The following is a 15,018-nucleotide window of genomic DNA, read 5'->3' on the forward strand; positions in this document are numbered from 1 at the left end:
AAACACGAAAGAACTGACGGTCGAATTCACGTGACAATCGAAGTAGGCGACGCTCCCACCACTCGGGAGCGTCGCCGGGGGCCGATCGACCCGCGGCTGTGGCGACATTCCGCTTCTGCGCGCGGCTACCTGATCCTGACTGTTGCTCTGTCGATGGTGAACGTCGTGATGGTCATCGTCGCGGCGCTCATGATCGGCCGGGTGCTGGCCGGAGTGATCACCACTCGAACTGTGGATGTTTCCTCGTGGACAACCGAATTGGTTGTTCTCGCCGCAGCTGTGGCGGTCCGAGTTCTGGGGACCTGGCTGCAGACCAGGTATGCGCACCGGGCGTCGACTCGCGTCGTTGCCGAGATCAAGAACGGCGTGCTGACGTCGGCGACGGCGATGAGTCCTCGCGATCTGGATCCGCGGCGTGACGAGATCGCGACCGTGGTCACCCGAGGTGTCGACGGCCTTGGTCCGTACCTGACGGGATACCTTCCGGCCCTGGTCTTGTCGGTGACGCTGACACCCATCACCCTGATAGTCATTGCGGTGCAGGATATGACGTCTGCGGTCATCATCTTCGTGACGCTGCCGCTGATCCCCATCTTCATGATTCTGATCGGCCTGCTGACAAAGGGTAAGTCGGAGAAGACGCTGGCAGCGATGACCACGTTGTCTTCGCAACTGCTCGATCTCCTTGCCGGTTTGCCGACGCTGCGGGCGCTCGGTCGTCAGCAAGGTCCTGCCGAGCGCGTCCGTGAACTCGGTGACGCTCATCGGCGAACGACGATGTCAGCTCTCCGCGTCGCGTTCCTGTCCTCGATGGTGCTGGAACTGCTCGCAACGCTCTGCGTCGCGTTGGTGGCCGTGAGTATCGGCTTGCGACTGGTGTACGGCGACATGTCACTCGAGCCGGGGATAGTCGCGTTGATCCTCGCCCCCGAGGTGTACCTGCCACTTCGGATGGTGGGAACCCAGTTCCACGCCGCCGAGGACGGAATGGCGGCAGCCGACAAGGCATTCGAGGTTATCGAGGCGGATTCTGCCGCGCCGGAGGGTGGTAGCACGACGGTGGTCGCTCGAGGCGCCGACATCGTCTTCGACGGACTCGGTGTGGCCTCTCGTGGCGGAGTCGCACCGTCTCGACTTTCCGCCGTGGCGTCCCCAGGGGCGATCACCGTGCTCACCGGTCCCAACGGCTGCGGCAAGTCGACGGCAGTGCACGCGCTGCTCGGGTTGATCGAACCGAGCAGTGGGCGTGTGACGGTCGCCGGCGTCGATGTCCGAGACCTGGACGAGCACGCGTTGTGGAGTCAGTTGGCCTGGCTTCCCCAGCATCCGGTCCTCCTACCCGGCACCGTTCGTGAAAATCTCGATCTCACCGGGGTCGTCGATGCGCAAGCACTGACCCACGCCGCTGCTGCGACGGGATTCGACGCGGTACTGGCCGAGCTGCCTGCGGGCGTCGAGACCGTGATCGGCGTCGGCGGTACAGGTCTGTCTTTGGGGCAGCGGCAACGGCTGGCACTGACACGCGTGCTGGCCTCGGACCGCGCAGTTCTTGTCCTGGACGAACCCACCGCTCACCTCGACTCGGATTCGGAAGGGACAGTGTTGGCTTCTCTGAGAGCACGGGCGGAGCGTGGCGACACCGTTGTCGTGATCGGCCACCGTCCGAGTGTGCTTGCCGCAGCTGACCGGATCGTCGAGGTGCGCGCTCATGAGAAGTGACGCTCACGATCCGCTTCTGCGTGCTCTGCGGCTACTGGAACTTCGGCCACGACGCGTTCTGACGGCGGTCGCGGCGGGCGTCGCAACACTCGGCAGCGCACTCGCCTTGGCCGCGCTGTCTGCGTGGTTGATCACGCGGGCCTGGGAGATGCCTCCCGTTCTCGACCTCAGTGTTGCGGTGGTTGCCGTACGCGCATTGGGAATCTCACGTGGTGTCTTCCGCTATCTCGAACGATTGACGACGCACGACGTCGCGTTGCGCGGAACCACCGCGGCGCGATCGAGGATCTACCAGCAGTTGGCCGCAGGAGATCCCGCGGCAGCAGCCGGACTACGACGCGGTGACCTGCTCTCACGTACGGGCGCCGACGTGGATGCACTGGGCGACGTCGTCGTCAAAGCACTGATCCCGATTGCGGTCTCGATTGTCCTCGCGTTTGCTGCGGTGGGAATCCTGTTGTTCATCTCGGTTCCGGCCGCGCTCATTCTGGCCGTTGCGCTGGCGGTGTCCGGGATCGCGGCACCCTGGCTGTCGGCTCGTGCTGCTCGACTAGCCGAGGCCGACAGTTCTGCTGCCGCAGCGCGATTCAGTGAGTCCGCGGTGACCGCCCTCGACCATTCCGCCGAGCTCCGGGTATCGGGTCGCTTGGATCAGGCGGTGAGCGAGGCGGTCTCTGCCGAGAACGATGTGGTCGACGCAACCGATCGCGCGGCGGTCCCGAGTGCCTTTGCCGCCGCTACCACGCCCCTGGCAATCGGAGTGAGCGTCCTCGGTGCCCTGCTGATCGGAATTACGCTGTACGGAACCACCGAGATGTCACCGATGTCTATGGGAATCCTTGTACTGCTTCCGCTGTCGGCTTTCGAGGGAACCGCGATACTGCCCAGCGCGGCGGTGGCATTGACCAAGGCGCGGCTGGCGTCGGCACGCATCATGGCGGTACTCGATCGAGCCGACGCCGAACACGTTGAAGGAAATCGTGCGTGGCCGGAGGACGGGATTCTCAGCGTGCATGCATTGCAGGCGGGTTGGCCCGGGGGAAAGGTGACCGAACCGCTCTCCGTGGATCTTCCTCGCGGTGCCCGCGTTGCCGTCGTCGGCGAGAGCGGATCCGGAAAGACCACCGCGCTGATGACGATGGCGGGACTGCTGCCGCCTATCGCGGGAACAGTGCGCGTTGGCGGAGTGGATGTTTCGGAAGTCGATCCGGCCGAACTGCGCAGGCACGTCGGGTACTTCGCCGAAGACGCACACCTCTTCGAGACGTCGGTACTCGAGAACCTGCGCGTCGCGCGGGGTGACCTCACCGCCGAGGACGCGGAGAAGGCACTTGCCGCAGTCGGTCTCGGCGACTGGCTGTCGGAACTGCCTGAAGGGCTCGACACCTACCTGGTCGGCGGCATGCGAGCGGTTTCGGGCGGTGAGCGTCGTCGGTTGCTGTTGGCGCGCGCGATCGTCTCGCCTGCGGAGGTGCTGCTGCTCGACGAGCCGACCGAGCACATGGACGCGGAGGCCGGCGCTCAGTTGCTCCGCGAGTTGCTCGGTCGCGACGCAACGCTGGTCGATTCTTCGCGAACCGTTGTTGTCGTCACCCACCAACTTCCGGACGGCACACCAGCTGACCAGGTGGTATGCGTCGGAAAAGTTTCTGTGGAAAATACGTTGCCGTCATCGTGAAGTGGGCGTACTTTCTCCTGTACACAAGGAAGGAGGTGGTCTGAAATTGAAGTACAGACGGACGCGTGAGGTGGCTGCCAGCTAGCCGCAATCGCTGATGGAATTCACTTACCGCGTGAGCGGCCGGCGAATCCCAGGCAGCCACCCGACCCCCGAGCCCCCGATCAGTCCGACCGGGATCCGCGCGAAAGCGTGGGTGTGGCTCGGGGGTCGCTTCGTGCCGTGCGCCTTTATCAACCCCCGGCGGTTAATAAAGGCGCACAGCGTGGACAAGGATTAGGCCCCCACCATCCACCGCGCTCGAGGATGGCTCTGACCTCGGCTGCAGTTCGGCACGAGGCCCCCTCCACCTCCTCCCAACCGAAGACCAGTGTGGCGTTGCCTGACAGTTCGGATGCGTTTCCTCGCCGACGATCCCGCAGCGCAGTCGCCCGAGAAGAGTGGAAGGCAAATCCGTCGAGTCGAACGATCAGTGCGACACCGCAATTGCGGTAGTCGACGTCCTCGTAGAAAGTTCTCCCATCGACGAGGACCGGCGATTGCCGTCGTGCTTCCGGCAAACCGTGTGCTCGCTCGACCTCGATTGCGTAGCGATGTTCGAGTACCGACTGGACACCGCGATCCAACAGGTCCAATGTCGAGGACAGCGCTTTGACATATCGCCTCGGCCGTCGGCATTCCATTCGGGTGCGCAATTCCATCCGTGACACTTTGCACGCCGTGGCCGAGCGAATCAGAGAACGAGCGGCGTCGCGAGCCGACGGCTCTGCAACCGCCAGGTCAATTGCGGTGTCGGCCAGCGAAGTACGAGCAGGCTGAGTGGCAACGCCGATGTGGGCCTGAGCGCGTGAACGATGAACGATCACTCCGGGATGGGCAGTGGACCACCCCAACGGAACGGGGCGCGCCGGGGAGCGTTCGGGTCTGACCGTCGGACTCTGACAGCGGGAGGATCTGCCGTATCGGACCGTGATGTGGATCGGCAGTTCGGACTCGATGTGCGTGAGTCCCCACTCTTCAGCTGCAGTCCGGTGGCTCAGGTAAGTCTCTCCGCCGCCGAACAGCAGTGCGGCCTCGAGAATCATTGCTCGGTTGAGCGGCCCGTTGGTGCTGGATTGAACGCCGTGGAGGACGGAAGTCCATTGACCCGATTCGACCAGATGTTGGATGCGGCGCGGTGAATAGCCGAAAGGGCGTAGTTGTTTATTGGTCGCGAGTCCGTGTTGGAAGTCGAAGAGTCTTCGGAGATCAGGATCGATGTAGTCGCAGCTCATGCGAATACCGTGAGATCGCGGACCGACAAGAATCGGTCGAAGATGCCGCTCCGAAGTCCGCCTGTGGAATTTGTCGGTGCCTGTGGATGAATCTGCTGTGCGCCTTTATTAACCGCCGGGGGTTAATAAAGGCGCACAGCAGAACTAGCCGATGTAGCGCGTCAGGCGGGCCGAGAGACGCGGTTCCAGGCCACCGTCAGACATGATCCGCTCTTCGACGTACGCAAGGTCGCCGCCTTCGACGATGCCGTACAGACGCTTCGCGCCGCCGTACAGTGCACCGGACTGGCTGCGGATCACCACGTCGGTGGCAAGTTCCCACGACGCCTGGGTGAGTGCGCGCCCGTAGTACATTTCGACGACACCGGAGCTGTGGCTGAGCAGGAGTTCGACCACTTCCTGGTTGACGCTGCCCGGGATGCCGTCGCCGCCCATGCGCCAGTAACCGCTCTCGCGCAGATCGGGGCTCACGTACTTGCCCTCGGCGTCGAGGCGCCAGGACCGGGACTCCCAATTGAGGTACGGGCCGCCGTCGTGCGAGATGACGATCTGCTGACCGAAGGCGTAGTCGCCGGTCTCGTCGTGTCCTTCACCCTCGCCGCGCCAGACACCGACGAGGGGGAGAAGCGCGAGGAGTTCGGGATTGATGTCCGGGCCGAGGCGCAGGTTTGCGGTGTCCTCCGGCAACGGAAGGTCCGGCAGGGTCGGAATGTTGAGCGACGCCGTCGACTTGGAGCGCTCGACGGCGATGGCGACAGCTTCGTCCCCGCTGCCGCGCCTCACGGCACCTGCAGCGGCGGAATCGTCAGCGGTCGCGTCGGACCCTGAATCCGGAGCCTGACTCACGACTCGTCGGTGACCAAGCGGTACACGACGTACACGGAGAACCAAGCGATCATGACGGATGCGAGTGCGAGGAGTACCTCGAAGAAAATGACCACGGGTACATCTTAGACCGCGGCGACCGACCGGAAAAATCGGGAGCCGGAATGCAGAAGGCCCCGCACCGGAGGGGTGCGGGGCCGCCTGACAAAGCAGGAATTACTTGCTGACGGTCACGTCCACGTTGTGCACGCCCGAGCCCTCGGGAGCGACGGTGGAAGTGCCGTTGCCCGAGCTGGACAGTGCACGCACGGTCCACTCGCCCGGAGCGGCGAAGAAGCGGAAATCGCCGGTTCCCGATGCCACGACCTCGGCCGTGAACTCTCCGGAGCCGTCGAGCAGACGCACGAATGCGCCGCCGATGGGCTGGCCGTCAGCTGCGAGAACGCGGCCGGTGATGACCGTTTCCTTCTCGACGTCGACGCCGGCAGGCAGGGTCTGGCCCTGAGTAGGTGCTCCACACATGATCAGGCTCCCAATTCGATCGGTGCGCCGACGAGTGAGCCGTATTCGACCCAGCTGCCGTCGTAGTTCTTGACGTTGTTCTTGCCGAGGATCTCCTGCAGGACGAACCAGGTGTGGCTCGAACGCTCGCCGATGCGGCAGTAGGCGATCGTTTCCTTGGTGTCGTCGAAGCCCTTTTCCGCGTACAGCTTGGCGAGGTCGTCGTCCGACTTGAAGGTGCCGTCCTCGTTGGCGGTGGTGCTCCACGGGATGTTGATGGCTCCGGGGACGTGGCCACGCTGCTGCGCCTGCTCCTGCGGAAGGTGGGCGGGAGCGAGGATCTTGCCGGAGAACTCGTCAGGGCTACGAACGTCGACGAGGTTCTTGCTGCCGATGGCGTCGATGACCTCGTCGCGGAATGCGCGGATCGAGAAGTCGGGGGTCTCGGCCTTGTACTGCGTGGCTTCGCGGTTGACTGCGTCCTTGGAGAGCGGGCGTCCGTCGAGTTCCCACTTCTTGCGGCCGCCGTCGATCAGCTTGATGTCCTGGTGGCCGTACAGCTTGAAGTACCAGTACGCGTAAGCGGCGAACCAGTTGTTGTTGCCACCGTAGAGAACGACGGTGTCGTCGTTCGCAATGCCTTTGGCGGAGAGCAGATCCGAGAACTGCTCCTGGTTCAGGAAGTCGCGTCGGACGCCGTCCTGGAGGTCCTTGCGCCAGTCGAGCTTGACTGCACCCTCGATGTGGCCGCCGTCGTATGCGCTGGTGTCCTCGTCCACCTCGACAAAAACGGTCTTGGGGGTGTTGAGGTTCTGCTCAGCCCAGTCAGCGGAGACTAGGACGTCGGAGCGAGCCATGGTGTTCCTTTCGATGTGGTCTTGCATCGGTCGTTTTCTAGCAGGGGTTCAGCAGGGTTGTGGGGCAAGCGTTTTCACGCGGTGGTAGCGCGGCCGGTATTTCGCAGCCTTGCGACGAGTGGATAGATCTGGCAGCCGAGGCAGATGCCGAACGCGGCGTTGAGCAGGGCCGCGAACAAGGCGAAGCCGGTGGCAACGGTGCCGACGATCGTCGACCCGGCCAGGAAACCGACCGTGCCGGCGAGTGCGAAGACGAAGCCGACGAACTGCGCGAAGCGCAGCGGCGCCACGGGTTCGCGTTCGCTGACCGGCGAGAGTCGCGGGGCGACGAGCTTGCCGAAGATCTGGCCGTACGGGCTGCGCTTGGGGCCGAGTACCGCTCCGACCGCGAAGACTATGGCCTGCAGTGCGAGAACGACGGTGGCGGCGGGCAGTGAGAAGGTCGAGAGGATGAGCGTGAGTACGAGAACGCCGGTGGTGACCCACGCGGCGAATCGAGGTCCGCGGACGTCGACCTGCTCGAGCTGGGGTGTGGTTGTGGACATCGGGAGTGCTCCTGCGCTGGATTGCATGATGCTGTGCCTGGGCCGAGAAAACGGGACGTCAAAGTCCCACTCGGTGGATTGATCACGTGAGCGAAAGCTCGAAGGTCAGAGAGATCTGACGGATGAGGTGATCAGCAACAGGTACAGCAACAGCCCCCGAGGCGGCACAGGTCTACTGCGCGGCGTCGGGTGAGCATCAGCTCGTGGCGGGTTTGCACGTCGGCGAGTTTACCCCGAATTCTCGGATTTTGGCTCGTGGGGTCCGGATAGTGGTACGAGTGCAGCTTTCAGATCGGCTGCGGATGGCACTCCGGACACCCGGAACTGTTCCTCCAGGCCACCGTCGAGGATGAAGGTGGTGGGCAGCGAGAGGACACTCATCTCGCGTGCCAGAGCCGGTTCCTTGTCGATGTCGAGCTCGATCTCCACCGGCGGACGGGGAGCGTCGGCCATCGAGATCACGACCTGACCGACGACGCGGCGTACTGCCGCGCACGGTCCGCACCAGTCGGCAGAGAAATGCAGTACGACGGGTCCGCCGTTCGGCGAAGAGACTCCAGCGGCGCGGAGCAGTTCGAGGCGACTGTCCGCCGCGCCGGTCGCGGCCGGCGCGGTGACTCGGACCTTTCCGTTGCGCGACTTGAGAAAGAGCCCGACCGCGACGACGGCCACCAGCGCGACCAGCAGAATTGTGATCCCGGTCATCGGTTCTGCAGCTCTGCGAGATCGATCGTCGTGTTTTCGGCGCTGCCCTCGATCACGATTCTTCCGCCTTCCGCGTAGACCAGGCTCGGCTGAATTCCGTAGGGAAGTGCCTGCGGATCGATCGTGTAGCTGAACAAGCCGAGGACGACGGGTTCGAGTGCTGCGGGGATCGAGAAATCGGCTTTGCCCTCCGGACCGAAGTACAGATTGCTGGCGACGATCTTGACCTGCCCACCTTCCAGAACGAGGTTGGCCTGCACGCTCACTGCAGTCTCGACCGGACCGACGGCAACCGTTCCCGTCAGCACGACGGCGCCCGCGGTGCTCGCTCCGGTTCCGCCGCTGCCCCCGGTGCCATCCGACTTGTTGGCAGGCGGCGAAGATACCTGCAGGTCAGGGATATTGAGCAGCTTTCCGAGGTCGGTGGCGTTGATTCCCATCCGGCCGTCGAGTTTGTCGACGGGGAGTTGGGTGACATTGCCGTTCACGATGTCGGAGAAGGGAACGGTGACCCCGCGCAGATCAGCCTCGACGGTCACTTCGCCCACCACGTCGCTCTGGACGCCGGTAGCTCTGACGTAGACGTCCTTGTATTTCCCGCCGAGTGCCTGGGTGAGGAAGGGGAACCCGTTGAAGGTGACCTCCGGATCCGACTCGAGTGATGCGCCGGTTCGGAGCTCGCGGGAAACCCGGTACTCGGCGTACGCGGCCGCGCCGAAATCGGCCACCAGTCCGAGGCCGAGGAGAAAGACGATGCCGATGATCAGTTTGCGCACCGCACCATTGTGACGGACTCCGGTCGGGGTTCGATGCGACGGCCCCGGTACCAGGCACGCTAATGTAGGGACCGACCAAAAGCGTCGAACTACTCGAGCGTTGCCCTCACGGGTTGCGCGGGCTACTAGATAGGAGGCCGTGTGGAACTGCTCCTCCTCACCTCCGACCCCAACCCGGAAGCTGTACTACCGGCGTTGGCGTTGCTGGCGCACTCGGTTCGGCCTGCCCCCACAGAGGTTTCCTCGCTACTCGAGGCAAGTTCCGCGGACGTGGCATTGGTGGATGCGCGCACCGATCTGGCTGCCGCACGCGGGTTGTGTCGATTGCTCGGAAGCACAGGATCCGCAGTACCTGTGGTCGCCGTCCTCACCGAAGGCGGACTCGTTGCCGTCAACGCCGACTGGGGGTTGGACGACATCCTGCTTCCCGGTACCGGTCCGGCTGAGGTGGACGCCCGATTGCGGTTGTTGGTCGCCCGCAGCGGCGGTGTGGCCAGTCCGGAAGCGTCGGGAAAGATCACGCTGGGCGAACTGATTATCGACGAGGGGACGTACACGGCACGACTGCGTGGACGGCCCCTTGATTTGACTTACAAGGAATTCGAGCTGCTCAAGTACCTCGCGCAGCACGCCGGACGGGTATTCACCCGGGCGCAGCTGCTGCAGGAAGTGTGGGGCTACGACTTCTTCGGCGGCACCAGGACGGTCGACGTCCACGTGCGTCGTCTGCGGGCGAAACTCGGCACCGAATACGAGTCCTTGATCGGTACAGTCCGAAATGTCGGATATAAGGCAGTGCGTCCGACCAGGGCCAAGGGTGGCGCAGCTGCTCCCGTTCAGTTCGAGGACGACGAGGACGTCGACTACGACGCGGCCGACGGATCGGTGGTCTGACGTGGGTTGGACAGATTCACTGCCGGCTGGATTCGCCGAGCAGGTTTCCGCGCTTCTCGATCGCGCAACCGAGTTCGACGGCAAGGCGCCCGTGTCGGAACAGGGGCGCCATGCCGTTGCCGGGCGCGGCGGCGCGCGACACTTCCTCGAACTCGACGGCGATGCAGTCGTCGGTTATGCGCAGCTGCAAGCCGGTTCGGACGAGCATCCCGACATGGCGGAGTTGGTGGTCGACCCGCAGGCGCGGCGCCGCGGCATCGGAACCAGGCTTGCCGCAGCGGTATTCGACGAGGGCCGGCCGGGCACGCGTGTCTGGGCGCACGGAAACGTCGACGCCGCAGTCGAATTCGCCAAGAGCCTCGATCTGGTCAGCGTTCGTGAACTCCTGCAGCTGCGTCGACCACTCGATGCTCCGCAGCTTCCGGAAATCGTTGTGCCCGAAGGTGTGACGATTCGGACGTATGGTGGACCCGAAGACGATTCCGAGATCCTTCGCGTCAACAATGCGGCCTTCTCCTGGCATCCCGAGCAGGGTGGCTGGACCCAGGCGGAGATCGACGAGAGAACGGCCGAAGGTTGGTTCGACCCTGCTGGTCTGTTCATGGCGTTCGCGGACACCGATCCCGATACTCTTCTCGGCTTTCACTGGACCAAGGTGCACGCACCCGAAGGTGACGATCCGGAGCTGGGGGAGGTGTACGTCGTGGGGATCGATCCCGCGGCGCAGGGACGAGGTCTCGGCCGAGTGCTGACTCTCGCGGGCATGCATTACCTGCGTGATCGCGGCCTCGGAACCGTCCTTCTGTACGTCGAAGGCGACAACACGGCCGCCCTCCACACGTACGAACGACTCGGCTTCGATCGGTTCCACGTGGACATGGCTTACGCCCGCGCGCTCTGACGTCACAGTCGGACACGCAGAAATGTCCAGTCTGTTCATTCTCCGTTAACCATGTGTGGTCCAGCCGGACACCGCGCCCGCCTACTTTTCTCTGTGGGCAGCGCCGTGTTGCCTGATGCAGATTTCAATCATTCTGCGTCTCATGTCGCCGCCCGATCGTGGGCGTGGCGGTAGCGATTTCCGGAGGATCTTGGTGAATCTCAAGCGCAGTGGTGCCCTGCTCGGTGTAGTGGCCGTGGGCGCCATGACCTTGGCCGCATGTGGCAGCGACAACAACTCGTCGTCGACGGGTGTGGACGCGTCCGCATCGAACGCAACGTGCGAAGGCAAGAGCAACCTCTCTGCCGCTGGTTCCTCGGCACAGAAGAACGCCATGGACCAGTTCGTCGCCACTTACATCTCCGTGTGCCAGGAAAAGGGCAAGACGGTCAACGTCGCGTACAACCCCAGCGGTTCGGGCGACGGTCGTACACAGTTCATCGCCGGCCAGATCGACTTCGCCGGCTCCGACTCGGCCATCAAGGACGAGCAGGCCGACAAGGCCAAGGAGCGTTGCGTCGGCGGCGAAGCCTGGAACCTTCCCCTCGTCTTCGGCCCGATCGCAGTTGCATACAACCTCGACGGCGTCGACAAGCTCGTTCTCAACGCAGAGGTTCTCGCGAAGATCTTCAACGGCGGCATCACCAAGTGGAACGATCCGGCAATCGCCGCGCTCAACTCCGGTGCATCGCTTCCCGACGAGAAGATCACCACCGTGATCCGCTCCGATTCCTCGGGTACCACCGACAACTTCCAGAAGTACCTCGACGCGGCATCGAACGGTGCTTGGACGTCGGGCGCAGGGTCCGACTTCACCGGTGGCGTCGGTGAGGGCGCCAAGGGTTCGGCGGGCGTTGCACAGGCAGTTGCCACGGCACCGGGTTCGATCACCTACGTCGAGAAGTCGTTCGCCGATCAGAACAAGCTCTCGGTTGCCGAAATCAACACCGGCTCCGAGGCAGTCGCACTGACCAACGACACGGCCGCGAAGTCGATCGCAGGCGCGAAGTTCAAGTCCGACGCAACCGGCGACCTGACGCTCGACCTCGCGTCGATCTTCAAGACCAACGAAGCCGGCGCCTACCCGCTGGTTCTCGCCACGTACTCGATCGTCTGCTCCAAGGGCTACGACGCGGACACCTCCGCAGCAGTGAAGTCGTTCCTGACGAGCGCGGCCAACGAGGGTCAGGCCAACCTGGCCGAGCAGGGTTACGTCCCGCTGCCGTCCAACGTCCAGGATCGCCTCAACGCGTCCATCACGGCAATCAGCTGACCTAGAGACTCGTGCGGACAAGCTCATGGATCTACATTCAGACGTGAAGGAAGTGAGCGCGCATGAGTGACGCGCCCATCACCTCGACATCTCGTTCTCCCGGCCCCGCAACCAGCGGGGCCGGGGTGGGCGGTCCGAACGGCAGCACGGAGGACACGATTACTTCCACCAAGGCTCCAGAAACCGAGCATCCTCCGAAGGGTGACGGTCCGGGTAGCGGCAACAGCAAGACGGTGACCCGTCCGGGTGACCGCATCTTCAGCTCGCTCGCCTCCGGTTCGGCAATCTTCATCACGGTTGTCATCGCGGCGATCGGCGCGTTCCTGATCTGGCGCGCTGTTCCTGCTTTGAGCCGGAACCAGGTCAACTTCCTGACCAGCCGTGAATGGGTCACGCAGAACATCAACGCGATGGCGTTCGGTGTCCTCGACCTTTTCCAGGTCACGGTGTTGGTCTCGCTGTTCGCACTGGTGCTCGCGATGCCGATCGCACTGGGCATCGCGATCTTCCTGACTTCGTACTCACCCAAGTGGCTCACGCGGCCACTGTCGTACACGATCGACCTTCTGGCAGCTGTGCCGTCCATCGTCTACGGCCTGTGGGGACTTCTCGTCTTTGCTCCGGCGATCACCCCGGTCGCGGTGTGGCTCAACGACACTCTCGGCTGGTTCCCGCTCTTCGCCGACGGCAGCGGATCGATCACCGGCGGCGGCACCATCTTCACCGCAGGCATCGTCCTCGCCGTGATGATCCTTCCGGTCATCACCGCAGTGACCCGCGAGGTGTTCATCCAGACCCCGCGATCACAGATCGAAGCCGCACTCGCCCTCGGCGCCACGCGCTGGGAAGTTGTGCGCACCACGGTCATCCCGTTCGGTAAGTCCGGCTACATCAGCGGCTCGATGCTCGGTCTCGGACGCGCACTCGGTGAGACGATGGCGCTGTACCTGATCCTGCGCACCACCTCTCAGGCCTTCGGCTGGTCGCTGTTCGACGGCGGCTCGACCATCGCCTCCAAGATCGCCCTCGGCTACGCGGAGTTCAACAACGACATCCAGGCAGGCGCGTACATCGCAGCCGGACTGGTGCTGTTCGTACTGACCTTCGTCGTCAACGCGGCTGCCCGCGCAGTGATCGCCGGAAAGAAGGACTGACCCATGACCTCCACTCTGGACCGGCCGGTCAAGGCCCCCACTTTCCAAGGCGTCGGCGCTCGTCGTCGTGCCAAGGACGTCATCGCGACCATCCTGGTGAGCCTGGCAGTCGTCATCGCGCTCATCCCGTTGGTCTGGGTGCTCTTCACGGTCATCGCCAAGGGCCTGCCCGCTCTGACGTCGCCTACCTGGTTCACCAACTCGCTGAGCGGATTGACGGCGTCGGCCGACGGCGGCGGTATCTATCACGCATTGATCGGCACCTTGCTGCAAGGCATCGTGTGCGCGGTCTTCTCCATCCCGCTCGGTATCTTCGTCGCGATCTACCTGGTGGAGTACGCCGACCGGAAGTCGAAGCTGGGCAAGCTGACCACGTTCATGGTCGACATCCTCAGCGGTGTTCCGTCGATCGTGGCAGCGCTGTTCATCTACGCCCTGTGGATCGCGACCTTCGGCTTCCCCAAGTCCGCGTTTGCGGTGTCACTGGCTCTGGTCCTTCTGATGGTCCCGGTCGTCATCCGCTCCACCGAGGAAATGCTGCGCATCGTCCCGATGGATCTGCGAGAGGCGTCGTACGCGCTCGGTGTGCCGAAGTGGAAGACCATCTCGAAAATCGTTCTGCCGACGGCACTTCCCGGCATCATCACCGGCGTCATGCTGGCCCTGGCCCGCGTGCTCGGTGAGACCGCACCGCTGCTGATCCTCGTCGGCTACGCACCGTTCATCAACTTCGACCTGTTCAACGGCGAAATGGGCACACTGCCTTCCGTCATGGTCGCCGAGATGAACAACCCCACCGACGCCGGCACCAACCGCATCTGGGGCGCAGCACTGACCCTGATCCTGCTGATCGCGATCCTCAACATCGTCGCGAAGCTGATCGGTCACTTCTCACAGGTCAGAAGTAAGTGATGCGGCCTCGGAACATGTTCGTACTCAACAGCGTCAACAACTCAGTAGGGAGCCGGTAATGGCCAAGCGTCTGGATCTCAAGGACGTCAACATCTACTACGGCAAGTTCCACGCCGTCGCCGATGTGGGCCTGTCCGTCCCGCCCCGGAGCGTCACCGCCTTCATCGGCCCGTCCGGTTGCGGCAAGTCCACCGTTCTCCGTTCACTCAATCGCATGCACGAAGTGATTCCCGGTGCGCGTGTCGAGGGTTCGGTGCTGCTCGACGGCGAGGACATCTACGGCTCGAACGTCGATCCGGTCGGTGTTCGCAAGACCATCGGCATGGTGTTCCAGCGACCCAACCCCTTCCCGACCATGTCCATCAAGGACAACGTCGTCGCGGGCTTGAAGTTGCAGGGCGAGCGCAGCAAGAAGAAGCTCGACGAGGTGGCCGAGCGTTCGCTGCGCGGTGCCAACCTGTGGAACGAGGTCAAGGATCGCCTCGACAAGCCCGGTGGCGGCCTCTCAGGCGGTCAGCAGCAGCGTCTGTGCATCGCGCGTGCCATCGCGGTCTCGCCCGACGTCCTGCTCATGGACGAGCCGTGCTCCGCGCTCGACCCGATCTCGACTCTCGCGATCGAAGACCTGATCACCGAGCTGAAGAAGGACTTCACGATCGTCATCGTCACGCACAACATGCAGCAGGCTGCGCGTGTGAGTGACCAGACGGCATTCTTCAACCTCGAGGCAACCGGCAAGCCCGGTCAGCTCGTCGAGATCGACGACACCGAGAAGATCTTCTCGAACCCGACGCAGAAGGCCACCGAGGACTACATCTCCGGCCGCTTCGGATAGGTCCCGGGATCAACCCTGCACGATCATGTTTCACCCCCGTTTCCAACAGGAGACGGGGGTGAAACTTTTTGGTTGTGGTGATAGTTCCCACTCCGGTGCGCAGAGCTGAGCGTCGTTGGGCGCCCGAATA

Annotated in this window: 16 protein-coding genes; 8 read left to right on the forward strand and 8 right to left on the reverse strand. The window is 63.6% G+C overall.

Translation table 11 applies throughout. The features are described from left to right. Window positions 1–30: 30 nt before the first annotated feature. Entirely contained in the window at window positions 31–1,719 is a 1,689-nt protein-coding gene (cydD, locus tag PCS43_RS24880; protein ID WP_161120098.1) for a thiol reductant ABC exporter subunit CydD, read from the forward strand. Then, the gene (gene cydC, locus PCS43_RS24885; protein WP_209909764.1) at window positions 1,709–3,397 is read left to right on the forward strand and encodes a thiol reductant ABC exporter subunit CydC; all 1,689 of its coding nucleotides are present in this window, start codon (window positions 1,709–1,711) and stop codon (window positions 3,395–3,397) included. The genes cydD and cydC overlap by 11 nt, the downstream gene beginning before the upstream one ends. Before the next feature lie 233 nt (window positions 3,398–3,630). Here the strand turns inward: cydC and PCS43_RS24890 are convergent, their stop codons facing one another. The 8 genes from PCS43_RS24890 to PCS43_RS24920 form a co-directional block, all read right to left on the reverse strand. Next, window positions 3,631–4,671: a type IV toxin-antitoxin system AbiEi family antitoxin domain-containing protein gene (locus tag PCS43_RS24890; protein WP_209909761.1), complete on the reverse strand. Its 1,041-nt coding sequence runs from the start codon at window positions 4,669–4,671 to the stop codon at window positions 3,631–3,633. Window positions 4,672–4,815: 144 nt separating this feature from the next. Continuing rightward, the gene (locus PCS43_RS24895; RefSeq protein ID WP_037128815.1) at window positions 4,816–5,454 is read right to left on the reverse strand and encodes an FABP family protein; all 639 of its coding nucleotides are present in this window, start codon (window positions 5,452–5,454) and stop codon (window positions 4,816–4,818) included. Between the two features lie 258 nt (window positions 5,455–5,712). Then, window positions 5,713–6,018 carry a DUF1416 domain-containing protein gene (locus tag PCS43_RS24900; RefSeq protein WP_003939797.1) on the reverse strand — a complete coding sequence of 102 codons (306 nt, stop codon included), beginning with the start codon at window positions 6,016–6,018 and terminating at the stop codon, window positions 5,713–5,715. 2 nt (window positions 6,019–6,020) lie between these two features. Further along, window positions 6,021–6,854: a sulfurtransferase gene (locus tag PCS43_RS24905; RefSeq protein WP_003939859.1), complete on the reverse strand. Its 834-nt coding sequence runs from the start codon at window positions 6,852–6,854 to the stop codon at window positions 6,021–6,023. Window positions 6,855–6,928: 74 nt separating this feature from the next. Further along, window positions 6,929–7,399, reverse strand: coding sequence for a DUF4395 domain-containing protein (locus tag PCS43_RS24910; protein ID WP_003940408.1), 471 nt, complete (start codon window positions 7,397–7,399; stop codon window positions 6,929–6,931). A gap of 131 nt (window positions 7,400–7,530) precedes the next feature. Continuing rightward, entirely contained in the window at window positions 7,531–7,617 is an 87-nt protein-coding gene (locus tag PCS43_RS33525; protein ID WP_350318872.1) for a putative leader peptide, read from the reverse strand. Between the two features lie 10 nt (window positions 7,618–7,627). After that, complete coding sequence (locus tag PCS43_RS24915; protein WP_054827111.1) at window positions 7,628–8,104, reverse strand: thioredoxin family protein; 477 nt, start codon at window positions 8,102–8,104, stop codon at window positions 7,628–7,630. After that, a complete protein-coding gene (locus PCS43_RS24920; RefSeq protein ID WP_003939847.1) occupies window positions 8,101–8,880 on the reverse strand; it encodes an LmeA family phospholipid-binding protein in 780 nt (259 codons plus the stop codon). Before PCS43_RS24920 ends, PCS43_RS24915 begins: the two co-directional genes overlap by 4 nt. Before the next feature lie 141 nt (window positions 8,881–9,021). Between PCS43_RS24920 and PCS43_RS24925 the strand changes: the two genes are divergently transcribed. The 6 genes from PCS43_RS24925 (at window position 9,022) to pstB (ending at window position 14,888) form a co-directional block, all read left to right on the forward strand. Next, on the forward strand, window positions 9,022–9,774 hold the full coding sequence (locus PCS43_RS24925) for a winged helix-turn-helix transcriptional regulator (protein WP_054827110.1): 753 nt from the start codon (window positions 9,022–9,024) through the stop codon (window positions 9,772–9,774). Window position 9,775: 1 nt separating this feature from the next. Further along, on the forward strand, window positions 9,776–10,675 hold the full coding sequence (gene mshD, locus PCS43_RS24930) for a mycothiol synthase (RefSeq protein WP_007733842.1): 900 nt from the start codon (window positions 9,776–9,778) through the stop codon (window positions 10,673–10,675). 193 nt (window positions 10,676–10,868) lie between these two features. Further along, a complete protein-coding gene (pstS, locus tag PCS43_RS24935; RefSeq protein WP_003940482.1) occupies window positions 10,869–11,987 on the forward strand; it encodes a phosphate ABC transporter substrate-binding protein PstS in 1,119 nt (372 codons plus the stop codon). A 62-nt stretch (window positions 11,988–12,049) separates the two neighbouring features. Next, the gene (gene pstC / locus PCS43_RS24940) at window positions 12,050–13,141 is read left to right on the forward strand and encodes a phosphate ABC transporter permease subunit PstC (protein WP_209909759.1); all 1,092 of its coding nucleotides are present in this window, start codon (window positions 12,050–12,052) and stop codon (window positions 13,139–13,141) included. A 3-nt stretch (window positions 13,142–13,144) separates the two neighbouring features. Then, window positions 13,145–14,053 carry a phosphate ABC transporter permease PstA gene (pstA, locus tag PCS43_RS24945; protein WP_003940100.1) on the forward strand — a complete coding sequence of 303 codons (909 nt, stop codon included), beginning with the start codon at window positions 13,145–13,147 and terminating at the stop codon, window positions 14,051–14,053. A gap of 58 nt (window positions 14,054–14,111) precedes the next feature. Next, window positions 14,112–14,888: a phosphate ABC transporter ATP-binding protein PstB gene (gene pstB / locus PCS43_RS24950; RefSeq protein ID WP_003939968.1), complete on the forward strand. Its 777-nt coding sequence runs from the start codon at window positions 14,112–14,114 to the stop codon at window positions 14,886–14,888. Window positions 14,889–15,018 lie beyond the last annotated feature (130 nt).

This window comes from Rhodococcus sp. C-2 (genome assembly GCF_027854095.1).
Classification (GTDB): domain Bacteria; phylum Actinomycetota; class Actinomycetes; order Mycobacteriales; family Mycobacteriaceae; genus Rhodococcus_F; species Rhodococcus_F qingshengii.